At 36.1% G+C, this 23,460-nt stretch carries 39 protein-coding genes; 2 read left to right on the top strand and 37 right to left on the bottom strand.

Features of this window, described 5'->3' with window-relative positions:
• Positions 1–161 precede the first annotated feature (161 nt).
• Both Q5Y73_RS22765 and Q5Y73_RS22760 read right to left on the bottom strand, forming a co-directional pair.
• Positions 162–383: a hypothetical protein gene (locus tag Q5Y73_RS22765; protein WP_305994221.1), complete on the bottom strand. Its 222-nt coding sequence runs from the start codon at positions 381–383 to the stop codon at positions 162–164.
• 130 nt (positions 384–513) lie between these two features.
• Positions 514–1,230 (bottom strand): stage II sporulation protein M, encoded by a 717-nt coding sequence (locus Q5Y73_RS22760; protein WP_305994220.1) that lies wholly within the window; start codon positions 1,228–1,230, stop codon positions 514–516.
• Positions 1,231–1,620: 390 nt separating this feature from the next.
• Here Q5Y73_RS22760 and pdaB point away from each other — a divergent pair, with 390 nt between their 5' ends.
• The gene (gene pdaB / locus Q5Y73_RS22755; RefSeq protein ID WP_305994219.1) at positions 1,621–2,394 is read left to right on the top strand and encodes a polysaccharide deacetylase family sporulation protein PdaB; all 774 of its coding nucleotides are present in this window, start codon (positions 1,621–1,623) and stop codon (positions 2,392–2,394) included.
• Positions 2,395–2,508: 114 nt separating this feature from the next.
• Here pdaB and Q5Y73_RS22750 read toward each other — a convergent pair whose 3' ends face one another.
• On the bottom strand, positions 2,509–3,087 hold the full coding sequence (locus Q5Y73_RS22750) for a KinB-signaling pathway activation protein (protein ID WP_305994218.1): 579 nt from the start codon (positions 3,085–3,087) through the stop codon (positions 2,509–2,511).
• 148 nt (positions 3,088–3,235) lie between these two features.
• Here Q5Y73_RS22750 and gerD point away from each other — a divergent pair, with 148 nt between their 5' ends.
• Positions 3,236–3,910: a spore germination lipoprotein GerD gene (gene gerD / locus Q5Y73_RS22745; protein WP_305994217.1), complete on the top strand. Its 675-nt coding sequence runs from the start codon at positions 3,236–3,238 to the stop codon at positions 3,908–3,910.
• A gap of 17 nt (positions 3,911–3,927) precedes the next feature.
• Here the strand turns inward: gerD and salA are convergent, their stop codons facing one another.
• From salA to rplB, 34 genes are all read right to left on the bottom strand, one after another.
• Positions 3,928–5,043 carry an iron-sulfur carrier protein/transcriptional regulator SalA gene (salA, locus tag Q5Y73_RS22740; RefSeq protein ID WP_305994216.1) on the bottom strand — a complete coding sequence of 372 codons (1,116 nt, stop codon included), beginning with the start codon at positions 5,041–5,043 and terminating at the stop codon, positions 3,928–3,930.
• Positions 5,044–5,120: 77 nt separating this feature from the next.
• Positions 5,121–5,861 carry an N-acetylmuramoyl-L-alanine amidase CwlD gene (cwlD, locus tag Q5Y73_RS22735; protein WP_305994215.1) on the bottom strand — a complete coding sequence of 247 codons (741 nt, stop codon included), beginning with the start codon at positions 5,859–5,861 and terminating at the stop codon, positions 5,121–5,123.
• A gap of 103 nt (positions 5,862–5,964) precedes the next feature.
• Positions 5,965–7,140 carry a sulfate adenylyltransferase gene (gene sat / locus Q5Y73_RS22730; RefSeq protein WP_305994214.1) on the bottom strand — a complete coding sequence of 392 codons (1,176 nt, stop codon included), beginning with the start codon at positions 7,138–7,140 and terminating at the stop codon, positions 5,965–5,967.
• Between the two features lie 36 nt (positions 7,141–7,176).
• The gene (locus tag Q5Y73_RS22725) at positions 7,177–7,872 is read right to left on the bottom strand and encodes a phosphoadenylyl-sulfate reductase (protein ID WP_305994213.1); all 696 of its coding nucleotides are present in this window, start codon (positions 7,870–7,872) and stop codon (positions 7,177–7,179) included.
• Positions 7,873–8,395: 523 nt separating this feature from the next.
• Positions 8,396–8,788, bottom strand: coding sequence for a 30S ribosomal protein S9 (gene rpsI / locus Q5Y73_RS22720; protein WP_305994212.1), 393 nt, complete (start codon positions 8,786–8,788; stop codon positions 8,396–8,398).
• A 20-nt stretch (positions 8,789–8,808) separates the two neighbouring features.
• Positions 8,809–9,246, bottom strand: coding sequence for a 50S ribosomal protein L13 (gene rplM, locus Q5Y73_RS22715; RefSeq protein WP_305994211.1), 438 nt, complete (start codon positions 9,244–9,246; stop codon positions 8,809–8,811).
• A 192-nt stretch (positions 9,247–9,438) separates the two neighbouring features.
• Positions 9,439–10,212, bottom strand: coding sequence for a tRNA pseudouridine(38-40) synthase TruA (truA, locus tag Q5Y73_RS22710; RefSeq protein ID WP_305994210.1), 774 nt, complete (start codon positions 10,210–10,212; stop codon positions 9,439–9,441).
• A 137-nt stretch (positions 10,213–10,349) separates the two neighbouring features.
• A complete protein-coding gene (rplQ, locus tag Q5Y73_RS22705; RefSeq protein ID WP_160647190.1) occupies positions 10,350–10,712 on the bottom strand; it encodes a 50S ribosomal protein L17 in 363 nt (120 codons plus the stop codon).
• 39 nt (positions 10,713–10,751) lie between these two features.
• Positions 10,752–11,696, bottom strand: a complete 945-nt coding sequence (locus Q5Y73_RS22700; RefSeq protein ID WP_305994209.1) for a DNA-directed RNA polymerase subunit alpha — start codon at positions 11,694–11,696, stop codon at positions 10,752–10,754.
• A gap of 130 nt (positions 11,697–11,826) precedes the next feature.
• Positions 11,827–12,225: a 30S ribosomal protein S11 gene (gene rpsK, locus Q5Y73_RS22695; protein WP_305994208.1), complete on the bottom strand. Its 399-nt coding sequence runs from the start codon at positions 12,223–12,225 to the stop codon at positions 11,827–11,829.
• A 22-nt stretch (positions 12,226–12,247) separates the two neighbouring features.
• Entirely contained in the window at positions 12,248–12,613 is a 366-nt protein-coding gene (gene rpsM, locus Q5Y73_RS22690) for a 30S ribosomal protein S13 (RefSeq protein WP_305994207.1), read from the bottom strand.
• A gap of 20 nt (positions 12,614–12,633) precedes the next feature.
• Complete coding sequence (gene rpmJ, locus Q5Y73_RS22685; RefSeq protein WP_054956045.1) at positions 12,634–12,747, bottom strand: 50S ribosomal protein L36; 114 nt, start codon at positions 12,745–12,747, stop codon at positions 12,634–12,636.
• Positions 12,748–12,788: 41 nt separating this feature from the next.
• Positions 12,789–13,004 carry a translation initiation factor IF-1 gene (gene infA, locus Q5Y73_RS22680; RefSeq protein ID WP_305994206.1) on the bottom strand — a complete coding sequence of 72 codons (216 nt, stop codon included), beginning with the start codon at positions 13,002–13,004 and terminating at the stop codon, positions 12,789–12,791.
• A gap of 2 nt (positions 13,005–13,006) precedes the next feature.
• The gene (locus Q5Y73_RS22675; RefSeq protein WP_305994205.1) at positions 13,007–13,318 is read right to left on the bottom strand and encodes a KOW domain-containing RNA-binding protein; all 312 of its coding nucleotides are present in this window, start codon (positions 13,316–13,318) and stop codon (positions 13,007–13,009) included.
• Between the two features lie 12 nt (positions 13,319–13,330).
• Positions 13,331–14,083 (bottom strand): type I methionyl aminopeptidase, encoded by a 753-nt coding sequence (gene map, locus Q5Y73_RS22670; RefSeq protein WP_305994204.1) that lies wholly within the window; start codon positions 14,081–14,083, stop codon positions 13,331–13,333.
• Positions 14,080–14,733: an adenylate kinase gene (locus Q5Y73_RS22665; RefSeq protein WP_305994203.1), complete on the bottom strand. Its 654-nt coding sequence runs from the start codon at positions 14,731–14,733 to the stop codon at positions 14,080–14,082. Before Q5Y73_RS22665 ends, map begins: the two co-directional genes overlap by 4 nt.
• A 36-nt stretch (positions 14,734–14,769) precedes the next feature.
• Positions 14,770–16,065 carry a preprotein translocase subunit SecY gene (secY, locus tag Q5Y73_RS22660; protein WP_305994202.1) on the bottom strand — a complete coding sequence of 432 codons (1,296 nt, stop codon included), beginning with the start codon at positions 16,063–16,065 and terminating at the stop codon, positions 14,770–14,772.
• Positions 16,065–16,505, bottom strand: coding sequence for a 50S ribosomal protein L15 (rplO, locus tag Q5Y73_RS22655; RefSeq protein ID WP_305994201.1), 441 nt, complete (start codon positions 16,503–16,505; stop codon positions 16,065–16,067). The genes secY and rplO overlap by 1 nt, the downstream gene beginning before the upstream one ends.
• A 47-nt stretch (positions 16,506–16,552) precedes the next feature.
• The gene (gene rpmD / locus Q5Y73_RS22650; RefSeq protein ID WP_305994200.1) at positions 16,553–16,735 is read right to left on the bottom strand and encodes a 50S ribosomal protein L30; all 183 of its coding nucleotides are present in this window, start codon (positions 16,733–16,735) and stop codon (positions 16,553–16,555) included.
• A gap of 12 nt (positions 16,736–16,747) precedes the next feature.
• The gene (gene rpsE, locus Q5Y73_RS22645; protein ID WP_305994199.1) at positions 16,748–17,245 is read right to left on the bottom strand and encodes a 30S ribosomal protein S5; all 498 of its coding nucleotides are present in this window, start codon (positions 17,243–17,245) and stop codon (positions 16,748–16,750) included.
• Between the two features lie 27 nt (positions 17,246–17,272).
• Positions 17,273–17,635, bottom strand: coding sequence for a 50S ribosomal protein L18 (rplR, locus tag Q5Y73_RS22640; RefSeq protein WP_305994198.1), 363 nt, complete (start codon positions 17,633–17,635; stop codon positions 17,273–17,275).
• A 53-nt stretch (positions 17,636–17,688) separates the two neighbouring features.
• Positions 17,689–18,225 (bottom strand): 50S ribosomal protein L6, encoded by a 537-nt coding sequence (gene rplF / locus Q5Y73_RS22635; RefSeq protein ID WP_305994197.1) that lies wholly within the window; start codon positions 18,223–18,225, stop codon positions 17,689–17,691.
• A gap of 38 nt (positions 18,226–18,263) precedes the next feature.
• Positions 18,264–18,662, bottom strand: a complete 399-nt coding sequence (gene rpsH / locus Q5Y73_RS22630) for a 30S ribosomal protein S8 (RefSeq protein ID WP_305994196.1) — start codon at positions 18,660–18,662, stop codon at positions 18,264–18,266.
• A 30-nt stretch (positions 18,663–18,692) separates the two neighbouring features.
• A complete protein-coding gene (locus Q5Y73_RS22625; protein ID WP_160647174.1) occupies positions 18,693–18,878 on the bottom strand; it encodes a type Z 30S ribosomal protein S14 in 186 nt (61 codons plus the stop codon).
• 58 nt (positions 18,879–18,936) lie between these two features.
• Positions 18,937–19,479, bottom strand: a complete 543-nt coding sequence (gene rplE / locus Q5Y73_RS22620; protein ID WP_305994195.1) for a 50S ribosomal protein L5 — start codon at positions 19,477–19,479, stop codon at positions 18,937–18,939.
• Between the two features lie 29 nt (positions 19,480–19,508).
• A complete protein-coding gene (gene rplX, locus Q5Y73_RS22615) occupies positions 19,509–19,859 on the bottom strand; it encodes a 50S ribosomal protein L24 (RefSeq protein WP_305994194.1) in 351 nt (116 codons plus the stop codon).
• A gap of 39 nt (positions 19,860–19,898) precedes the next feature.
• Entirely contained in the window at positions 19,899–20,267 is a 369-nt protein-coding gene (rplN, locus tag Q5Y73_RS22610) for a 50S ribosomal protein L14 (protein ID WP_305994193.1), read from the bottom strand.
• A 31-nt stretch (positions 20,268–20,298) separates the two neighbouring features.
• Positions 20,299–20,562, bottom strand: a complete 264-nt coding sequence (gene rpsQ / locus Q5Y73_RS22605; protein ID WP_305994192.1) for a 30S ribosomal protein S17 — start codon at positions 20,560–20,562, stop codon at positions 20,299–20,301.
• A 45-nt stretch (positions 20,563–20,607) separates the two neighbouring features.
• Positions 20,608–20,805 carry a 50S ribosomal protein L29 gene (rpmC, locus tag Q5Y73_RS22600; protein ID WP_305994191.1) on the bottom strand — a complete coding sequence of 66 codons (198 nt, stop codon included), beginning with the start codon at positions 20,803–20,805 and terminating at the stop codon, positions 20,608–20,610.
• On the bottom strand, positions 20,792–21,229 hold the full coding sequence (gene rplP / locus Q5Y73_RS22595) for a 50S ribosomal protein L16 (protein WP_305994190.1): 438 nt from the start codon (positions 21,227–21,229) through the stop codon (positions 20,792–20,794). The genes rpmC and rplP overlap by 14 nt, the downstream gene beginning before the upstream one ends.
• Positions 21,230–21,231: 2 nt before the next feature.
• Positions 21,232–21,894 carry a 30S ribosomal protein S3 gene (rpsC, locus tag Q5Y73_RS22590; protein ID WP_305994189.1) on the bottom strand — a complete coding sequence of 221 codons (663 nt, stop codon included), beginning with the start codon at positions 21,892–21,894 and terminating at the stop codon, positions 21,232–21,234.
• Positions 21,895–21,907: 13 nt separating this feature from the next.
• A complete protein-coding gene (gene rplV / locus Q5Y73_RS22585; protein ID WP_305994188.1) occupies positions 21,908–22,246 on the bottom strand; it encodes a 50S ribosomal protein L22 in 339 nt (112 codons plus the stop codon).
• Positions 22,247–22,294: 48 nt separating this feature from the next.
• Positions 22,295–22,573, bottom strand: coding sequence for a 30S ribosomal protein S19 (rpsS, locus tag Q5Y73_RS22580; protein ID WP_305994187.1), 279 nt, complete (start codon positions 22,571–22,573; stop codon positions 22,295–22,297).
• 24 nt (positions 22,574–22,597) lie between these two features.
• Positions 22,598–23,431: a 50S ribosomal protein L2 gene (rplB, locus tag Q5Y73_RS22575; protein ID WP_305994186.1), complete on the bottom strand. Its 834-nt coding sequence runs from the start codon at positions 23,429–23,431 to the stop codon at positions 22,598–22,600.
• Positions 23,432–23,460 lie beyond the last annotated feature (29 nt).

The following is a 23,460-nucleotide window of genomic DNA, read 5'->3' as shown; positions in this document are numbered from 1 at the left end:
CAAAATTCTTTTACGACTTTCTTAAGATCTCTTACCTGCCGTGTTTTGGCGGCGAAAATAAATTTATCACAGAATCATATAACATGTCAACACTTTTTGTGAAATTAATTTACCAACTTTTTTTTATAATTAATCTTACTGCCAAAACAATTTGTAAAACGCTATTTTGAATACTTCCTAGTTATTGCATATTTTGAAAGCTGTTTCGGTGATGCAAGCCTTGCATACATGCGAAATATAACTTTATATCTCGCTTCAATTGCAGCTTTCATCTGCCTGTCCAATTTCATATCCCTTAAATCCAGAAGCATCTCATCTAATTCTTTTCGAAGAAGATAATCAATTTCTTGTGTTTCTCGATCATTAAATAATATCCCTAACAATCAATACTACCTCCAATTTCCTCTTAAAAAAGGCCAGTTTAACTATTGTTTTAATGTTATGCTCAAATTTTACCTATTTTATGAATGGTTTTTGAACATTTTTCTATAAAAGAATCTAACTTTAACTAAACTAACGTAATAACATTGGAGTAATTGTTGATTCAATAATGGCAGCCAACATCAAAGTAATAAATGTGAAAATCACCAACGTAATAGTTAGCTTCAAAAATTTCTTGAATTCAAGTGTATTTTTCCTTCTTAAGTCTAATTCTACAAATTGAGCAAGCCACTTCATAACCAACACCCCAAACTTAATTCCATATGCAGATGCAATTAAGATGGCTGGGATCTCTAATATCCCATGGGGAAGAATTCCTCTTAAAAACAATTCTAACAAGCCATACTCTGACCCTGATTGTGGGACTAATTTAAATAAATAACCTATTAGCATACCGTTTAAAAGCAAAGCGAAAATAGGATAAATTGAAAAGATAATTCCACTATAAACCATAATCAATGAAGCAGTTAAATTGTTTTGAAAAATAACCAAAAATGCCGCTAATTGAGTGTTCTCACTACTTTCAATTTTTTCTGCCAATTCCCCTATCCTTTGTAACAACGGTTGTAAAAATGGATCTAAAATATCTACATAAAATCCAATAAAACCTCCAAATAAAAATAACATTGTTGAAATAAAGAAGTATACCTTCATCTCTTTAAAATTACGAAACAATGTCTTGAAATTAAATACATCTCTTATGAAATTAGACTCATTCTTATGATCAGACCCTATTTCTTTATTGATTTGTTCGTCCATTTCATTTTTAACATTTTCTTTATCAGTCATTATTCTTCATCCTCCTTATAGGTTGTTTATCTTTTTGTACAAAGAGTGCATAAGTTCTTAGTACTAGCATACATTTCTAATAATAAAGAGAAGCTTGCTTTTAAACTAGTACAGGATGAACTGATGCATCTTAGCTGGCTCATGAATGAGCTAGTGCAGGAAGTGCCATAGAAAGTGGCGATTATTGAAAGCGCACAGGACGTGACTAATTTTAGACTAGTGCCGGATGCACTCATCTATTACCACATGAACGTGGTAGTTTTAGCAGGGATGTAAACCATATTCTCTGTGAAATCATGCTGTTATCTCCCCCTTTGAGAAGGGAGCTTATAGCTTGAACGTGATAAAACAATTGTACGAGTCTGTAATTAATTCTAGGGGGTAATTTATATGAACTTCTTTTTTGTAATGAATGCAAAAAAACTAAAACAGTATTTCATCATTTTGATTGCTGCAATTTTTGCTGCAGGTATTATTTATTCTGAAAGCGAAAATATTGCTGTTTTTACTAACGTTTCAAATGAAGAACCTGCTGCCATCTACAGTATAGATACAGATAAAAAAGTGATTGCTCTTACGTTCGATATTAGCTGGGGGGAAAAACGAACGGATCCAATCATAGATATTTTACAAGAAAAAAATGTAAAAGCTACTTTTTTTCTATCTTCACTTTGGACTAGAGATCATCCGGAAATTGTAAAGGATATTGTAGAGTCTGGATTCGAGATTGGAAGCCATGGACACAAACACGAAAATTACAGTACTTTAAGTGATGAAGATATCAAAAAGCAGATTAAAACAGCTCACCGAATTCTTTTGGAGGAAACAGGAACTACTCCAAATCTTATTCGTCTGCCAAACGGTGATTTTGATAAAAGAGTATTAAGTATTGCTGATGAACTAAATTACAAAGTGATCCAATGGGATACTGATTCAAATGACTGGAATAATCCTGGAGTAGATAATATCATTGAGAGAGTTGTATCCAAAGCACACCCTGGTGATATTGTATTGCTCCATGCTAGTGACTCTAGTAAGCAAACTCATCTTGCACTTCCAGAAATCATTGATCAGTTAAGAGGTAAAGGATATGAATTTGTAACCGTATCTGATTTAATGAATCCTTCCTCTGTAGAAAAAACAGAAGTGAAGGACCAATCTTAATGTATGTATCATAGTCTTATTAATTCCTATGTTATAAGCAAATGAGCCTATTCTTAGGCTCATTTGTGTTTAATTTAACGTTTGTCAGTTTTTTAAATGTTATTACACTTCACATTATTGTGTATTATTTTGCTTATTCCCCACTAACTTATGCAATTTCATAATTTGCCAAAAGTTGCAACTAAGTAATGGTACAATCATAACAATGGTTGAATTGACATTGTTTTCTCTAATTGAAGGAACCGCTTCTATGATTGTTACAACAAAAATAAAAAACACTGTCGGTGTAAAGGCATGAAAATTAGTTGCTTTACTCTTCACCCACGCGATGAATAGAGCAGCAATTAACATGAATATAGGCAAAATAGAATATCCTAAAATCCCTGCATTATTTTCCTCAAAGAAACTATACCTCAAAATAATGACATCCAAAAAGGTAATAACAATCAAAATCCACTGAACGATCTCCCACATTCCCTTTTTAGTAATCATTCCTTTAGCAATATAATTTAACATCATATAGGCAAAGAAGCCCATTTGACTTAATACGCTAAACATTAATCCAATCAATAGAAATAAGGCAATCACTTTTATATCTTGCGTAGGCGTTAATATCATTTGAGTTAGAAAAGCAGTGACAGCCCCAACAAATAAAGTGGTAAAAAATAAATATGTGTAGTTTTTTATGTTCAATCCTTTCACCTCTAAATAAATATGCATTATTTCAATCTTATCCTAGTTTACCAACCTCATTCCAAAAATGCCAACTAAAAATCATAAAGTCCTACATAATTTCACATAATAAAATCACCCACATTTTCAATATAGACATTTTGGTGATATGACCCTTGATAAGACAGGAGGCATAACAATAGCACAAATGAAGAAATTCTTAAAAGTCATACCATATATACTTCTAATCACTCTTGCTACAAGCTGCGGTTCTGACGAGTCTTCTGGAGGTAATCAAACCTATAAAGACACTAAATCTATGGTATTGGATATTCTCTCTTCAGAGGATGGGAAAAAAGCGATCACGGAAGCTCTAGAAAAAAATGAAGACAATAAGGGTGCACCAAAAATGCTGCAGACGATGCCCAAACAACAAAGTGAAGAAATACAAGGAGCTGTAAAGTTATTATTTACTGATCCTAGTTTTCCTAAATATTTCGAAGATATGATGAAAAAAGACCCAAAGTTTGCTGGTGAATTCGCAAAAACGATTCAGGAACAAAACAAAGATATTCACAAGGAACTTTTAAAAGACCCTGAATATCAAACACAGCTGCTAGAAGTCATGAAGGATCCAGAATACAAAGACCTGGTTTTTGAAGTCATGAAGGGAAAAGATTATCGCGGTCAAACAATGGCTATTATGCAAGATGCTTTTAAAAGTCCGTTATTTAGAGTTGAATTAATGGATTTATTGAAAAAAGTATTAGAGGAGGAAAGCAAACCAAAAGAAGAAAAATCATCTGAAGAGAAAGGTTCTGAAAATGCATCAGAGGAGGGTTAACCCCTCCTCTTTGTTTTCTATCCATTTTTCTGAGTCACTTGAATTATATTCTCAGCTACTTCTAAATAAGTTTTTCCTATACCAGTGTCTTTTTTATAAATAGATGGTGAAAAATCAGGTTCCTGTGGATGATTCTCAGGTACTCCTAAAGGAATTTGAGCTAAAAGATCAGTATTCAGCTCCTCGGCTAACCTTGCTCCTCCGCCTTTTCCAAATACGTAATCCTTTTCTCCGCAACTTCCACATTGATAGTAGGACATATTTTCAACCACACCTAGAATTTCATGTTTTGTATTTATAGCCATTGAACCAGCTCTCGCCGCAACAAATGAAGCTGTAGCGTGAGGGGTAGTCACTATTACCTCTTTGCTTTGTGGAATCATTTGATGCACATCTAAAGCTACATCACCTGTTCCTGGAGGCAGATCTAGGAGCATATAGTCCAAGTCTCCCCATTCTACTTCCGTAAAGAAGTTCTTTAACATTTTACCTAACATAGGACCTCTCCAAATCACAGGAGCATTGTCTTCTACAAAAAAGCCCATTGAGATTACTTTGACTCCATGTCGTTCTACTGGAATCACTGTGTTTCCTTTAACTTCAGGTCTATTTTCGATTCCCATCATATCTGGAATACTGAATCCATATATGTCTGCATCAATAATACCCACTTTTTTTCCTTTTCTAGCAAGTGCAACAGCCAAATTCACTGTCACTGTGGATTTACCTACTCCACCTTTACCACTAGCTATAGCAATAAACTGCACACCTGATTCTTCTTTTAAAATCTCTGCTGGAATAGGCTGTGTATGTGGTTGTGGCGGTTGTGATTGTTTTGGAGCTTCCTTAGCTCCACCTGCTAACTTGCTTTGTACTTCTTTTCTTTCAAAATCTGTCATTTCTCTGAAACGTATATGTACTTGTGATTCTGTTAAAACACTTAATAGCTCTTTTATTTCTTTTTCTATTCTTTGTACGGTTGCATCTTCCTTTTTAGAAAGCGCAACTGTTAAATTAATGGATTGTTCTCTAATCATAAGATCACGAACTAAATTTAAACTAACTAAACTTTGATCCAATTCTGGTTCTTTTACTTTCTTCAATATTTCAAACACACGTTCTCGAGTGACCATTCCTCACACCTCTATTTCTCAGATAATATCCATTTTATTATACCATAAGTAGGATATGATTCGAGCCTTTCTACATTTCAACCCGCTAGATCTCCGTCAAAATATCTTAATATCGCATGATAAATGGACTCCGCAATTTTAAGCTGATATTCTTTCATAGCTAAAAGCCTTGCCTCTTCAGGGTTTGACAAAAAACCTACTTCAACCAGTGCACCTGGCATATTTGTGTTTTTCAACATAATAAGCGCATCCTTTGTTAAAGCTTCACGTTCTGTATTTAAATTTGATTTAAACTCATCTTGAATCAATTTAGCCAATCTTTGACTGTCTTCAGATTTTGAATGATAAAAAGTTTGAGCACCGGACCATCGGCTAGAGCCAATACTATTTAGATGCACACTAACTATTAAGTCCGCATCACTTTCATTTATTAGTTTTAGCCTATTGTTAAAATCTGTCCTCTTCTTATTCTTCGTTGCATCACCTTTCAAATCGACATCTGATTCCCTTGTCATGACAACAAATGCACCTGCTTGCTGCAAATAATCTCTCAAATAAAGTGAAATATCTAAACTTATTGTCTTTTCAAGTAAGCTTCCATCCTCACTGACAGCACCAACATCAAACCCACCATGTCCAGGGTCTAATGCGATCACCTGACCAGAAAGAGGGGAAAAACTGCTAGTCCATGTTTTTACAGCAGGGTAACCAACATATAATATAGCAACAACCGAAACCAACAATAATAAAACAAACGTAATATGTAACTTTTTGAATCTAAAGATACGTATGATATTACTCTTTATGTTTTTAAACATAAAAACACCCCACTCCATATAACTTATATATCTATATGGAGTAGGGTGGACAAATATTACTATAAGTAAACATGCTACTTTACATAAATTTGTATATTATAAATTAATTTGTTTGAACTAGATTTTCTGACATTCCCTCAATTAATACTTTTGCAACTTCTGGTCTTGAAAACTCTGGAGGAGGACAATTTCCTTCTCTTAACATCGCTCTTACCTTTGTACCTGACAAATGAAGATGCTCAGATTTGTCATGAGGACAAGTTTTGCTTGAAGCCATGTTACCACACTTTTTACAAAAGAAACTATGCTCAAAGAATAATGGGGTGATTCCAATCTCTTCTTTAGTAAATTGGCTGAAAATCTCCTGAGCTTCATAAGTTCCATAGTAATCTCCGACCCCAGCATGATCTCGACCCACTATAAAATGAGTACAACCATAATTTTTACGGACAATAGCATGGAAGATAGCTTCTCTTGGACCTGCATATCTCATCGCAGCAGGAAAAACGCCTAAATGTACACGATTTTGAGGGTAATAGTTTTCAAGTAGAACAAGATAACTTTTCATCCGTACATCTGCAGAAATATCATCAGACTTTGTTTCACCAACTAAAGGGTTTAAGAATAATCCGTCTACAATTTCCATAGCACTTTTTTGAATATACTCATGCGCACGATGGACAGGATTTCTAGTTTGGAAACCACATACTGTTTTCCATCCTTTTTCTTCAAAAAGCGCTCTAGTTTGAACAGGATCAAAATAAAAATCATTAAATTTTTCTGGTTGTGGTCTGTTTAATACCTTAATAGATCCACCAACGTATGTTGATGGTTTTGTATATAGTTTTTGTACTCCTGGATGCTCACTATCACTAGTTTTAAATACTTTTTCGGCTTCATATGATTGATCTACATCATAGATGCTCTCCACTTGTATAATAGCATAAGGAATACCATCTTGTTCTCCAACCAAAACAGCTTGTTTTCCGACTTCTAATCGACCTGTATCTTCTTTTTCAACACCAAGCGTAATTGGTAAGCTCCATACCATGCCATTTGCCAAACGCATATTTTCAACAACAGATTTATAATCCTCTTCGTTAAAAAAACCAGTTAATGGTGAAAATGCTCCTACACCAATTAAGTCAATATCTGATATCGCCCAAGTATTCACTTTAATTTGCGGCAGTGCCGGAACAAGGTTTAATAATTCCTCTCTTTCTTGCCCAGTTACTAACCGATTGATTAATTCTCCTCCATGAGCATTAATGGTTGTCATTTCACAGCTCTCCTTATAATAAATTTCTCTTTTTAATTACTTATGCAATCCGCATTCTGTTTTACTTGTATCTGACCAACGTCCCGCTCTAGGATCTTCTCCTTCTTGAACTTGACGAGTACAATACAAACAACCAATACTCGGATAGTTTTGATCATGCAGAGGGTTATAAATCACGTCGTTTTCACGAATATAATTCCACACATCATCAGATGTCCAGCTTGCTAATGGGTTAAACTTTACTAATCCAAATTTATTATCGTATTCTACTTTTTTGGAATTTGCTCTTGTTGGTGCTTGATCTCTTCTTATACCAGTTATCCATGCATCGTATTTTCCTAACGTGTTCGTTAAAGGCTGAACTTTTCTAATGTCACAGCATTTATCAGGACTAGACTCCCAAAGCGCATCACCATATTGTTCAGCTTGTTCTTCAGGTGTTAATGCAGGTTTAACTTGAACTAACTTGATTCCTTCATATCGTTCTTTAATTTTTTCAATCGTTTCATATGTTTCTTTAAAGTGAAAATCTGTATCTAAATAAAAAATATCTACATTAGGATTTATTTTGTATAACATATCCACCAAAACAACATCTTCAGCTCCAAAACTGCTTGCTAAAGTAATGCTCGGAAATGTTTCTGCTGCATATTTTATTAATTCCTGTGCTGTTCTCTCTTCAAAATCCACACTTGCTTTTTCTATTAATGATTCCTTCTCCAATAAATTCATAATAATGAACCTCCGTTATCCTTAATTCCAAGTAAATCGATATGAATTATTAACTTATCTTTTAATTATAAAAATTATATATAGAAAGTCAATATTTTTTTTATAAATAAATGAAAAAAACTATAAGTGTCTATATAAAAATTCATTTTTCAGTGTAAGGGAAATGTATAGGTTTATAACGCTATAGGCTATTATCATTACTATGCAAAGCAGTATCTTCTGGTGTATTGAGTAGAAAAGGACAGGAACGATTCCAAATAGATAACGTATAAAAAAAATAATCTATTATTATTGAGGATGTAGAATTCTTATTATAGTCTGGGGGCGACGAACAAGTAATTGGAGTAAACTTTGAAAGTTTAGCTTCACTTTTTTGGGTATCTGAAGGGGTGAAGTATTGATTTTTTGAGATGTTGAATTTGATCAATGTTGAGACTTAGAATTTGAAAATATATAAATTCTTAAGTTATAAAAAAAACCAGTGTTGTAACCAACACTGGTTTTTTGTAAATTGAAATAATGATTAACGTTTTGAGAATTGAGGAGCACGACGTGCTGCTTTCAAACCATACTTCTTACGTTCCTTCATACGTGGATCACGTGTTAAGAAACCAGCTTTTTTAAGATCAGAACGATATTCAGGATCAACTTTTAACAATGCACGAGAAATTCCATGACGAATCGCTCCTGCTTGACCAGAATAACCGCCACCATGTGTATTAACTAAAACATCATAGCTTCCAAGCGTATCAGTTAAATTTAATGGTTGTTTTACGATTAATTTTAAAGTTTCTAAACCAAAATATTGATTGATATCTTCATTATTAATGATTATACGTCCCTCACCTGGAACTAAACGAACACGTGCAACAGAATGTTTACGTCGACCTGTTCCGTAATATTGTACTTGTGCCACGAATCTAACCTCCTTTTATATTAACCTTTTAGTTCGTAAACTTCAGGTTGTTGTGCTTCATGCGGATGCTCGCTACCAGCATAAGCTTTAAGTCTTAATTTCATTTTTTCACCTAAACGCGTTTTAGGCAACATACCATGAACCGCTAATTCCATCATTTTTTGAGGTTTCTTTTCCAACATTTCACCAGCTGTAGTAACTTTCAAACCACCTGGATGCATGGAGTGACGGTAATACTTCTTGTCCGTTAATTTTTTACCTGTTAATACAATTTTGTCAGCATTGATAACAATAACAAAATCACCTGTATCTACATGCGGTGTAAACTCAGGTTTATGTTTACCGCGAATAAGAGTTGCTGCTTCGCTCGCTAAACGTCCTAATGTTTTATCAGTCGCATCAATGATGTACCATTTGCGCTCAATTTCGTTTGGCTTCGCCATATAAGTAGTACGCACTGCTTGTATCCTCCTTTAACTGCTTAAACAATTCTATTTGTTATTCAAATAATAAATCTATTCATTTTACATTACATTTATATGTTAAATTTTAAGGGTCGAACTTTAACTCGGGGCGTGGGATGCCAGTTAAAGAACACCATTAAATATATTACTATATTATGAGTTCAGAATCAAGCAAAAAATTATTTTTTACAACATTTTCATCTCACTAACCTTATAATGCACTTCCCATAAGGTTAATCCATCTGACAAAGCTGTTGAACCTGCTTTTAAACGGTCTTTAGCAGCTAATATAATTTTCATATCCTCGCTTTTTCTTTTCCCTGCCCCAATCTCAATTAATGTGCCTACAATGATTCGAACCATTTGTCGTAGAAAACCATTACCCGTAATAGTAATGTCTATCCTATTTTCAAATTCTGAAGGGTTGTATACTTCTAAATCTGCACGTTGAATCGTTCTTATATGTGAACTTTTATCTGACTTTAAAGAACAAAAAGATGTAAAATCATGCTCTCCTACAATATGTTCCAATGCTAATTTCATCTCGTCCGTATTTAAAAAAGTAGGATAATGTAATTGATACTTTTGTTTAAATACATCCTTGTATCGATGATTATTAATGGAGTATACATACGTCTTTGATTTAGCCCATTTTCTAGCATGAAAGTCTAAAGGTACATCATATGCAGCACGAACAACGATATCCTTAGGTAACCAATCATTGATCGCCAAACACCATCTTTTTGTAGGGATCGATGAATTTGTGTGAAAGTTAAAAACCTGAGCTCTAGCATGAACGCCTGCATCCGTGCGCCCTGAGCTTATGATTTTAATCTTTTCTCCAGTTATTCTTTGAAGTTTGTCTTCAATGACATCTTGGATTGTTTCTTGGTTAACTTGTGTTTGAAATCCGCTATAAGATGTTCCATCGTAACTTACAATCATACATATATTCCGCATAAATCCTCCAGAAGTAACTAATAATGCGTAGGTCTTAGTTCGTTAAAGCTTTTTTAACTTTTAAATCTAGTTTTACCAAACGAAAAAAAGGGCTTCATCAGAATCTACGATTCTGTCCACCCTTTTACTTCTGTTATTTACGCCTGATCCACTAATTCCAAATAAACCATAGGAGCAGCATCTCCTCTGCGAGGTCCAAGCTTTAGAATGCGAGTGTATCCACCTGGGCGCTCAGAGTAACGAGTGGCTAATTCAGAAAATAACTTTTGAAGAACTTCCTGGTCACCAGCTTGCTCTCTACGAACAAATGCAGCAGCTTGACGACGAGCATGAAGATCTCCACGTTTAGCTAGTGTAATCATTTTTTCAGCAATGGAGCGAACTTCTTTTGCTTTCGCTTCAGTTGTTTGAATACGTTCATTAATAAAAAGATCAGTGACTAGATCACGGAATAAAGCTTTACGTTGACTAGAATTTCGTCCTAGTTTTTGATATGCCATGTTCTCTTCCCTCCTTTTGTTGTTTGATCTTGTTAGTTTTTATTCTTCAGTGCGTAATCCTAAAGCCAGTTCAGCTAGTTTTTCTTGGACTTCCTCCAAGGATTTACGTCCGAGGTTTCTAACTTTCATCATATCCTCTTCCGTTTTAGTTATTAGCTCTTGAACTGTATTGATACCCGCACGTTTTAAACAGTTATAAGAACGAACAGATAGATCAAGCTCTTCAATCGTCATCTCAAGAACTTTTTCTTTTTTGTCCTCTTCTTTTTCAACCATAATTTCTACTTCTTTCACTTCATCAGTAAGTCCCACAAACAACATTAAATGTTCATTCATGATTTTTGCACCTAAACTTACTGATTCCTCCGGTCGAATACTACCATCAGTCCAAACTTCGAGGGTCAACTTATCATAGTTTGTCACTTGACCGACACGTGTATTTTCAACCTTATAGTTTACTCTAGTTATTGGAGTATAAATAGAATCCGTTGGAATAACTCCAATCGGTTGTCCTTCTTTTTTATTATTATCCGCTGGTACATATCCACGGCCTTTAGTGGCAAAGATACGCATATGAAATCTTGCACCTGCAGCTAAAGAAGCAATATGAAGATCAGGATTTAAGATTTCAACGTCACTATCTGCACGGATATCTCCTGCTAAGATGTCTCCTTCACCCTCAGCATCAATTTCAAGGATTTTTTCCTCATCTGAATGAATTTTTAACGATAATCCTTTGAGGTTTAAAATGATTTCTGTAACATCTTCTATAACTCCAGGGATTGTTGAAAATTCGTGAAGAACTCCATCAATTTGTATTGATGAAACTGCAGCACCTGGAAGTGAGGACAATAAAATTCGACGTAATGAATTCCCTAGCGTAGTTCCATATCCGCGCTCCAATGGTTCTACAACAAACTTACCATAAGTCCCGTCTTCACTTACAGATACCGTTTCAATTTTTGGCTTTTCAATTTCGATCATAAAAATGAACCCTCCTTCAAAACGTCGTTAAAAATGAATCTCATCATATTCATTAAACTTCGTAGTATTCCTATCCATTACAATTATTATTCACTTGTATAGGATAATTATACCACTCATTTGTCCATGTTTACACACGACGACGTTTCGGTGGACGACATCCGTTATGCGGAATTGGAGTCACATCTTTAATCATGCTCACTTCTAATCCAGCAGCTTGTAAAGAACGGATTGCAGCTTCACGTCCTGCGCCTGGACCTTTTACCATGACTTCAACATGTTTCATTCCATGCTCCATTGCTGTTTTTGCAGCAGCTTCCGCTGCCATTTGTGCAGCAAATGGAGTGCTTTTTTTAGAACCTTTAAAACCTAAATGACCTGCACTTGCCCAAGATACTGCATTACCATGCGGATCTGTAATCGTAACAATTGTATTGTTAAAAGTGGAACGGATATGAGCAACTCCATTTTCAATATTTTTACGATCACGGCGTTTCGTACGTGCCACTTTTGTTTTAGGTTTTGCCATCTTTATCCCTCCTTTTTATTTATTATTTTTTCTTGTTTGCAACTGTTCTACGTGGACCTTTACGCGTACGTGCATTTGTTTTTGTTTTTTGACCTCTTACAGGTAAACCACGACGATGACGGATTCCACGGTAACAACCGATTTCCATTAGACGTTTTACATTAAGAGCAATCTCTCTACGAAGATCCCCTTCAACCTTGATTTGATCAATAGCATCACGAAGTTTACTTACTTCATCCTCTGTTAGATCACGAACACGAGTATCTGCATTTAAGCCAGATTCGTTTATGATTTTTTGCGCAGTTGTACTACCAATACCATATATATAAGTTAGCGCAATAACAATTCGTTTATCACGAGGTAAATCTACACCAGCAATACGAGCCATAACTTAGTGAACACCTCCTATTATCCTTGTTTTTGTTTATGTTTTGGATTTTCACAGATTACCATCACATTTCCATTGCGTCGAATGACTTTACATTTTTCACAAATCGGTTTAACCGATGGTCTTACTTTCATATTCATTCCCTCCTAAGAGATTTACAAACGTAGAATCCTCATTATTTCCGATAAGTGATACGTCCCCTAGAAAGATCATACGGGGAAAGCTGAATGACCACTCTGTCTCCTGTTAAAATACGAATAAAATTCATTCTTAGTTTGCCTGATATATGAGCAAGTATTTCATGTCCGTTATCTAGTTCAACTCTAAACATCGCATTCGGTAAAGGTTCAATCACTGTACCTTCAACTTCAATTACATCTTCCTTGGCCACAATCATTCTCCTTTCAAGTGTTCATCAGTCTGAATGTTTTCGATATGACGACTAATGGAAAACCGCAATTTCCCATTGGTAACTCGACCTGTTTCATTCAAACTATTCACTACTTCTGCACTAATTTCATCCTGCAATTCAAGATGAAGAATGTTCTTCTTTTTCGGATTGTCAAATTTGCGTTTATCACCGTCAGCAATAAGCACATATCGCTCATCCACTACATGGATTACAACAGTATATTTACCATTGTCTCTACCACGAATCACTTTCGCAATTTGACCCAACCTAGGTATACTACTCGATTCATCCACTTCTAATATCACCTACACATCAACCTTGGTTAATATTTCATAACCATCGGCTGTAATCGCAACTGTATGTTCAAAGTGAGCACATAATGTACCATCAGTGCTTACTACTGTCCAATCGTCTTCCAACGTTTTGACAAAACGTTCACCTGCAACAACCATTGGTTCAATGGCTAGGACCATACCAGGTTTTAAACGCGGGCCTCTATTAGGTAGACCAAAGTTTGGGATCTGTGGTTCTTCATGCAGATTGGCTCCTATGCCATGTCCGACATATTCTCTAACAACAGAAAAACCTTCATCTTCAATGCATTTTTGAATAGCATGTGAAATGGTAAATAAACGAACATCCGGTTTAGCTTCATCCAGTCCAACATACAACGATTTTTCAGTGACATCTAAAAGTCTCTGAGCATCATCTGATATGTTACCTACTGGATAAGTCCAAGCTGAATCACCATGATAACCATTGTATTGTGCACCAATATCAATGCTGATGATATCACCTTCGTTTAAAACTCTTTCACTCGGAAAACCATGTACCAATTCTTCATTCACTGAAGCACATACGCTAGCAGGAAAGCCATTATAACCTTTAAAGGAAGGCGATGCATTCTGACTTCGAATAAATTTTTCAGCGATTTGGTCAATCTCTAATGTCGTAATACCCGGCTGAATCACCTTCGCAATTTCACGATGAGTTTCTGCTACGATACGACCTGCCTCACGCATATAATTTAATTCAGCTTCAGATTTGCAAATGATCATTTATTTTGACCTCTCAATAAAGAAATGATTTCACCAGTAACATTATCAATGGATTGTTCTCCATTTACCTGTCTCAATAAGTCTTTCTTGCTATAAAAATCAAGCAACGGAGCCGTTTTACTCATATATTCATCAAGGCGAGTTCCTACCTTTTCCTCTGTATCATCAGAACGCTGATACAATTCACCAGAACATTTATCACAAACATTTTCCTGTTTTGGAGGATTGAAAATTACATGGTAGGTAGAGCCACAACTTTTACAAATTCTACGGCCAGTTAATCTCGCCAAAAGAAACTCACGGTTTACAGAAAGATTAATTACATGATTTATCGTTTTTCCGTTATCTTTTAAAAATACATCTAAAGCTTCTGCTTGTGGAATTGTTCTAGGAAAACCATCCAATAAAAATCCATCATTACAGTCATCCTGCAACAAACGTTCAGTTACAATTCCAATTGTTATTTCATCAGGAACCAAAAGTCCTTGATCAACATACTCTTTAGCTTTTAATCCTAGTGAAGTGCCTTGACTCATAGCCAAGCGAAATGCATCACCAGTTGAGATGTGAGGAATGTTAAATTCTTCTACAATTCTCTCGGCCTGAGTCCCTTTACCTGCACCAGGAGGACCCATGAAAATAATATTCAATTAAGAAAACCTCCTATTTGCTGAACCCACAGACACTTACTTATTGATGAAACCTTTGTAGTGTCGTTTAATTAACTGACTTTCTACTTGTTTCATTGTTTCCAAACCAACACCTACTACGATAAGTAAAGAAGTTCCACCAATCGTTACGGATGAAGGCAAACCTGCAAGTTTAATGAAAAACACAGGTAATATTGAAATTAATGCTAAGAAAATAGCACCTGATAATGTGATTCTAGTCATCAATTTCGTAATATATGCAGCCGTTGTTTTCCCTGGTCTAATACCTGGGATATAACCGCCGTTTTTCTTCATTTGATCCGCCATTTGTACTGGATTTATTTGTACGAAAGTATAGAAGTAAGTAAACCCTATAATCAATACAACATATAAAAACATACCAAGAGGCTGATCATAATATAAATTATTTAAGATCCAATCTGCTGCGCCATTTCCTTGGAAAAAGCTAGCGATTGTAGTAGGGAAGATAATAAGTGATAAAGCAAAAATAACAGGTATTACCCCTGCTGCATTTACCTTTAAAGGAATATGAGTGGATTGACCACCATACATTTTTCTTCCTACAACACGTTTTGCATACTGCACAGGGATTTTACGAACCCCTTGCTGAACAAAAATGACACCAACCACTATTAGTAAAACTGAAAGTAGAATCAAGATAAGTTTTAATACACTTAAGAAAATCGTAACATCCTCTGCAACAAAAAGAGAAGTGTATATTTGTTTTGACATACCTGGAATACCTGCCACAATACCTGCAAAAATGATAATGGAAATACCATTACCAATTCCTTTTTCAGTGATCTGTTCACCGATCCACATCAAAAATGCTGTACCTGCAGTTAAGACAATCGCAATGATTGTGTAAATCATAAAGCTTGGATTAATAACCATGCTATATTGCGTATTAAATCCAATAGATAATCCATAAGCTTGGATTAAACCTAAAATGATCGTTCCATATCTAGTTACTTGAGCCAATTTTCTTTTTCCAGCTTCGCCTTCTTTAGCCCACTGTACAAATTTGGGAATAACATCCATCGTCAATAACTGAACGATAATGGACGCCGTAATGTAAGGCATGATTCCCATTGCAAAGATGGAGAAGTTAAACAGTGCTCCACCAGAAAAAGTATTGATCAAGCCAAATATACCTTCTTGTGCTTCACCGAATCTTTTTAATGCATCAACATCAATGTTCGGTACCGGTATGAAATTACCTATTCTAAAAACAATTAGTATCAATAATGTGAATAGTATCTTTTTTCGTAAATCTTCAACCTTCATTATATTCGAAATTGTTCTAAACATTAAATCACCTCGGTTTTGCCGCCAGCAGCTTCGATTTTAGCCACGGCAGTTTGAGAAAACTTATTTGCTTTAACTGAAAGACTTACAGTTAGTTCGCCGGTTCCCAAAATTTTAATTCCGCTCTTTGCATTTTTCACAAGACCGGATTCTTTTAATGTTTCAGGAGTAATTTCGGTTCCTGCAGCAAACTTGTTCAGCTCATCCACATTAACTACTGCGTATTCCTTACGGTGAATGTTAGTAAATCCTCGTTTAGGTAAACGATTATAAATCGGGTTTTGTCCACCTTCAAATCCTGGACGAACGCCACCACCAGAACGTGAATTTTGTCCTTTATGTCCACGGCCTGCTGTTTTTCCGTTACCACTTCCAGTACCTCGCCCTACGCGTTTACGAGTATGACGGGAACCTGGAGCTGGAGATAGTTCATGTAGTTTCATTGTCGCACCTCCTTAATTGATTCTTATGGTTAATCCTAGGGTGATGCTTATACTTCTTTAACTTCGATTAAATGAGCCACTTTTTTAACCATTCCTCTGATTGCCGGATTATCTGGTTGTACTACAGTTGAATTAAGTTTTCCTAAACCTAATGTTTTAACTGTTACTCTTTGATCTTCCGGACGACCAATCAAACTGCGTTTGAGGGTAATTTCAATTTTATTAGCCAAAATGTTCCCCTCCTAACCTAAAATTTCTTCTACAGTTTTACCACGTAATTTTGCAACATCTTCAGCTCTTTTTAAACGTCCTAAACCTTCTAACGTTGCATTAACCATGTTGATAGGGTTTGAAGAGCCTAGTGATTTTGTTAGGATATCTCCTACACCTGCAAGTTCTAATACCGCACGAACAGGACCACCGGCAATAACACCTGTACCTTTTGATGCTGGTTTTAATAATACTCTTCCTGCACCAAAGCGACCAGTTACTAAATGTGGAATAGTAGTATCAATAATCGGTACTTTAACTAAATTCTTCTTCGCATCATCAATTCCTTTTCGAATTGCATCTGGAACTTCTGAAGCTTTACCGATTCCTGCACCAACCCAGCCGTTTCCATCTCCCACTACAACTAGTGCACTGAAGCTAAAACGACGTCCACCTTTAACTACTTTAGCAACTCGATTTATATTAACGACTTTTTCGTTTAATTCTAAAGCATTGGGATCTACGCGCAAAGGATAAACCTCCTTGTAATCAATTTTTTAAAATTCTAACCCAGCTTCTCTAGCAGCGTCAGCTAATGCTTTCACTCTGCCATGATATATATATCCACCGCGATCAAAAACAACTTGTTCAATTCCGTTTTCTTTCGCTTTTTTCGCAACTAATTCTCCTACTTTTTTAGCAGACTCTACGTTCCCGCCATTTTTAAGTTCTAGACCTTTGTCTAAAGTAGAAGCTGATACTAAAGTGACACCATTGGCATCGTCAATTACTTGTGCGTAAATGTGTTTTGATGAACGAAACACACATAGACGAGGGTTTTGACTAGTTCCATTAATTTTCTTCCGAACACGAAGATGTCTCTTTAAACGCATCTTGTTTTTATTAGGTTTTGTGATCATACCGTTAACACTCCCTTCTGAATAATGTTAACAAAAGACTTTATGCGGTTTTATTATTTACCTGTTTTACCTTCTTTACGAAGAATACGCTCATTTTCGTACTTAATCCCTTTACCTTTATATGGTTCAGGCTCACGTACTGAACGAATGTTAGCTGCAACTGCGCCTACACGTTCTTTGTCAATTCCTTTTACGATGATTTTCGTATTGGATGGAACATCAAATTCAATACCTTCTTCAGGCTCAATTTCAACTGGATGTGAATAACCTACATTAAGCACAATTTTCTTACCAGATTTATTTACACGGTACCCTACTCCAACAAGGTCCAAAGATTTTGTAAAACCTTCAGTTACACCACTCACCATGTTGTTAATGACACTACGAGTTGTTCCATGTAAAGAACGATGCAATTTATTATCAGAAGGACGCTCAACACGAACTTCGTTTTCTTCAACGATTACGCTCATATCTTTGTGAACATCTTTAGTCAGTTCACCTTTTGGTCCTTTAACATTAATTGTTTCAGTAGCTAGATTAATTGAAACTCCATTTGGAATAGCAATTGGTTTATTTCCAACTCGAGACATGTTGTTTTACACCTCCGTTCGATCAAAAGAATTCATTATTACCACACGTAACATAATACTTCTCCACCTGAATTAGCTTGGCGAGCACCTTTATCACTCATTAAACCTTTGGAAGTAGAGATGATTGCAATCCCTAATCCACCAAGCACACGTGGTAATTCATCATTTTTAGCATAAACGCGTAATCCTGGTTTACTGATTCTTTTCAGTCCAGTAATAACACGCTCGTTGTCAACTCCATATTTTAAGAAAATACGGATCAAACCTTGTTTATTATCATCTATATACTCAGCATCACGGATGAAACCTTCACTTTTTAAAATTTCAGCGATATCTTTTTTGATTTTTGATGCTGGAATTTCTACCGTTTCATGACGAACAGTATTTGCGTTACGAATACGTGTTAACATATCAGCAATAGGATCTGACATTGACATATTAAGTAACCTCCTTCCCGAAATAGGTTATTACCAGCTTGCTTTTTTAACACCTGGAATTTGACCTTTGTATGCTAACTCACGAAAACAAATTCTACAGATTTTAAACTTACGTAGTACGGAATGCGGTCTTCCGCATCGTTCACAACGTGTATATGCACGCACTTTAAATTTAGGTTTACGTTTTTGCTTAACGACCATCGAAGTTTTGGCCACTTGTATACACCTCCGATATAGGATTCTTCTTAAGCAATCCGATTTTTATATGGAATCCTTATTTTGCAAAAGGCATTCCGATTTGAGTTAATAACTCTCTAGCTTCTTCATCTGTGTTTGCTGTAGTAACAACTACAATGTCCATACCGCGAACTTTATCAATTTGATCATATTCAATCTCTGGGAAAATGATTTGCTCTTTTAATCCCAAAGTGTAGTTTCCTCTACCATCAAATGACTTCTTGGATACACCACGGAAGTCACGTACACGAGGTAAAGTAACATTCACTAATTTATCTAAAAAGTGATACATGCGATCACCACGTAGAGTTACTTTCACTCCAATTGGCATTCCTTCACGAAGTTTAAATCCAGCGATTGATTTTTTTGCTTTCGTAATTACTGGTTTTTGACCTGTAATAGTTTGCAAATCCTCAACAGCAGAATCTAAAACCTTAGAATTTGAAATCGCTTCGCCGACTCCCATATTCACTACGATTTTCTCGATTTTAGGAACTTGCATCACTGTAGTATAGTTGAATTTTTGAATTAAAGATGGTGTTATTTCGTTTAAATAACGATCCTTTAATCTAGCTGCCATGATTGTTTTAACCTCCTTCCTGCAAACGATTAGTCAATCACTTGACCTGATTTCTTTGCCACACGAACCTTTTTCCCATTATCCAATACTTTATGACCGATGCGAGTTGGTTTTCCACTCTTAGGGTCTGCCAACATTACGTTAGAAACATGGATTGGGGCTTCTTGTGTGATAATGCCACCCTGCGGATTATCTTGACTTGGTCTAGCATGTTTTTTAATCAAGTTTACACCTTCAACAAGCACTTTGTTTTGTCTAGGTAAAGCTGAAATAATGCGACCTTTTTTACCTTTATCTTTACCAGCGATAACAATAACTGTATCATCCTTTTTTACATGCAATTTATTGTTATGGCTTTCTAATTTTTTTGGCTTCGGCATCTCTTCTTTACACCTCCTGGCTTTTTAAAGCTATTTTCATTAAATTACTTCTGGAGCTAGAGATACAATCTTCATGTAATTCCGATCACGAAGTTCACGTGCTACAGGACCAAAGATACGTGTTCCTCTTGGACTCTTATCATCTTTAATAATAACTGCAGCATTTTCATCAAAAGTAATATATGAACCATCATTACGTCTAGAACCACGTTTAGTACGAACTATAACGGCTCTAACGACATCACCTTTTTTGACAACTCCACCTGGCGTTGCTTGTTTCACTGAGCAGACGATCATATCTCCGATGTTAGCTGTACGACGTCCAGTACCACCTAACACTCGAATACACATCAATTCTTTTGCACCAGAGTTGTCAGCGCCTTTTAAGCGAGTAAATGCTTGGATCATGTTAGTCCCTCCTTCCGTCTATCATACGTGCTTATATAATTACAGCTTTTTCAGTAATCTCTACTAATCTCCAACGCTTATCTTTTGAAAGCGGACGAGTCTCCATGATTTTAACCGTATCACCGATTTTAGCTTCATTGTTTTCGTCATGTGCTTTGAATTTTTTAGTAACCTTTAATCTTTTATGATAAAGAGAGTGTGTTTTATAAGTTTCCACAGCAACAACAACTGTTTTGTCCATTTTATCGCTGACTACTTTACCAATTTGGACTCTGCGTTCATTACGTTCACTCATTGAGTGCCCTCCTCTCTGGATATATCATACAGTTTTATCACTGTCTTAATTAATCCCAAGTTCTCTTTCTCTTAGAACCGTTTTAGCGCGAGCAATTGCTTTGCGAACGATTCTTATTTGACCAGGGTTATCTAGTTGACCTGTTGCCATTTGAAAACGAAGATTAAAAAGCTCTTCTTTGTAACCTGTAATTTTTTGCTCTATCTCAGCAGTGGTTAAGTTACGAAAATCAGTTGCTTTCATTTGCTTCACCACCCAATTCTTTGCGTTTAACAAAAGTCGTTTTACAAGGTAGTTTGTGAGATGCAAGTCTCAATGCCTCACGAGCAACTTCCTCTTCTACACCTGCAATTTCAAATAATACTTTACCAGGTTTAACGACCGCAACCCACTTCTCAACGTTACCTTTACCGCTACCCATACGAACTTCTAAAGGTTTAGCAGTAATCGGCTTAGCAGGGAAAATTTTGATCCATACTTTACCACCACGTTTCATGTAACGTGTCATTGCAATACGAGCAGCCTCTATTTGACGATTTGTAATCCAACAAGCTGTTTGAGCTTGGATTCCATATTCACCGAAAGCAACCTCCGTACCGCCTTTTGCACGTCCTCTAAGAGAACCGCGGTGCTCTTTACGATGTTTTGTACGTTTAGGCATTAGCATGATTAGTTGCCTCCTTCCTTAGAAGCTCTTTTCTTCGCAGCTGGTAATACCTCACCACGATAGATCCAAACCTTTACACCAAGACGACCATATGTTGTGTGTGCTTCAGCAGTACCATAATCGATATCTGCACGTAATGTATGAAGAGGTACAGTACCTTCACTATAACCTTCACTTCTTGCGATTTCAGCACCACCAAGACGTCCGCTTACCATCGTTTTAATTCCTTTTGCTCCAGAACGCATTGTTCTTTGGATTGCTTGTTTCATTGCACGACGGAAAGAGACACGACGCTCTAATTGTTGCGCAATATTTTCTGCAACAAGCGTTGCTACGATGTCTGGATTCTTGATTTCTGTAATATTAATATGAACCTTTTTGCTGGTTAACTTCGTAATTTGGTTACGAAGGCTTTCTACTTCAGATCCACCCTTACCGATAACCATTCCAGGTTTAGCAGTGTGAATTGTAATGTTTACTCGATTTGCAGCACGTTCGATATCAAAGTGAGAAACCGCGGAATCTTTCAATTTTTCTTTTAGATAATCACGAATTTTCACGTCTTCTACTAGATACTCACCATACTCTTTATCTGCGTACCATTTGGATTCCCAGTCTCTAATAACTCCGACTCTAAGTCCTATTGGGCTTACCTTTTGTCCCACACGTCATCCCTCCTTATGATTGATTTTCAGTAACCACTAATGTAATGTGGCTAGTACGTTTATTTATACGAGACGCACGTCCCATAGCACGTGGTCTAAATCTTTTCATGATCGGACCTGCATTAACATATGCTTCGCTAATCACTAAGTTATTTGGATCCATTTCATAGTTATGCTCTGCATTTGCAATAGCTGAGTTTAAAACTTTTTCAATTACTGGTGAAGATGCTTTTGGTGTGTGTCTTAAGATAGAAATGGCTTCACCAACTTCCTTCCCACGAATCAAGTCAATCACTAACTTGACCTTACGGGGAGCAATACGAATATATTTCGCTTGTGCTTTTGCTTGCATGGAAGTAAAACCTCCTCTCAAACAATGTTCAATTTTTTTATAGAATTATTATCTTTTACCTGTTTTCTTATCATCATCATGACCTTTAAAAGTACGAGTTGGAGCAAATTCACCTAATTTATGTCCAACCATATCCTCAGTCACATAAACCGGAACATGTTTACGACCATCATACACACCAAATGTATGACCAACAAATTGCGGAAAAATCGTTGAGCGGCGAGACCAAGTTTTAATGACTACTTTCTTTTTAGATTGATCAGCTTCTTCAACTTTTTTCATTAAGTATTCATCTACAAATGGCCCTTTTTTTAAGCTGCGTCCCATTTATGATCCTCCCTTCCTGCAAAATTATTTCTGCTTACGTCTACGAACAATATATTGATCTGAAGCTTTGTTTTTCTTACGAGTTTTATATCCTAATGTAGGTTTACCCCATGGTGACATTGGAGACTTACGTCCGATTGGTGATTTACCTTCACCACCACCGTGTGGATGGTCATTCGGGTTCATTACAGATCCACGAACTGTAGGTCTTTTACCTAACCAGCGTGTACGACCCGCTTTACCAATGTTCACAAGCTCATGATCTTCATTACCTACAGTACCAATTGTAGCACGGCAAGTTTTAAGAATCTTTCTTACTTCACCTGAAGTTAAACGGATGATTACGTATTGTTCTTCTTTACCTAGTAGTTGAGCTTCTGTTCCAGCAGCACGAACTAATTGTCCACCTTTACCAGGTTGTAATTCGATGTTGTGGATAACTGTACCAACAGGTATATTTTCTAGAGGAAGCGTGTTCCCAACTTTAATATCTGCATCTGGTCCAGATACGATTTCAGTACCTACTTTTAACCCTTTAGGTGCTAAAATGTAACGTTTTTCTCCATCTAAATAATGGATAAGCGCAATATTAGCAGAACGATTTGGATCATACTCAATCGTAGCAACGCGTCCTGGTATTCCGTCTTTCAAACGTTTGAAGTCAACAATACGATACTTTTTCTTATGTCCACCACCATGATGACGAGTAGTGATTTTACCTTGGTTGTTACGTCCAGCTTTTTTGCTTAATGGTGCAAGCAAGGATTTTTCCGGTTCCAAAGTTGTAATTTCTTCAAATGTAGAAACTGACATTCCACGGCGAGCTGGACTCGTCGGTTTGTATTTTTTAATCGGCATTTTAATTTTCCCTCCTTACCTCGAAAATT

Source organism: Chengkuizengella axinellae, from assembly GCF_030730905.1.
GTDB classification, from domain to species: domain Bacteria; phylum Bacillota; class Bacilli; order Paenibacillales; family KCTC-33759; genus Chengkuizengella; species Chengkuizengella axinellae.
Note: the sequence above shows the minus strand (reverse complement) of the source record. Positions and strands in the feature narration are given on the sequence as shown.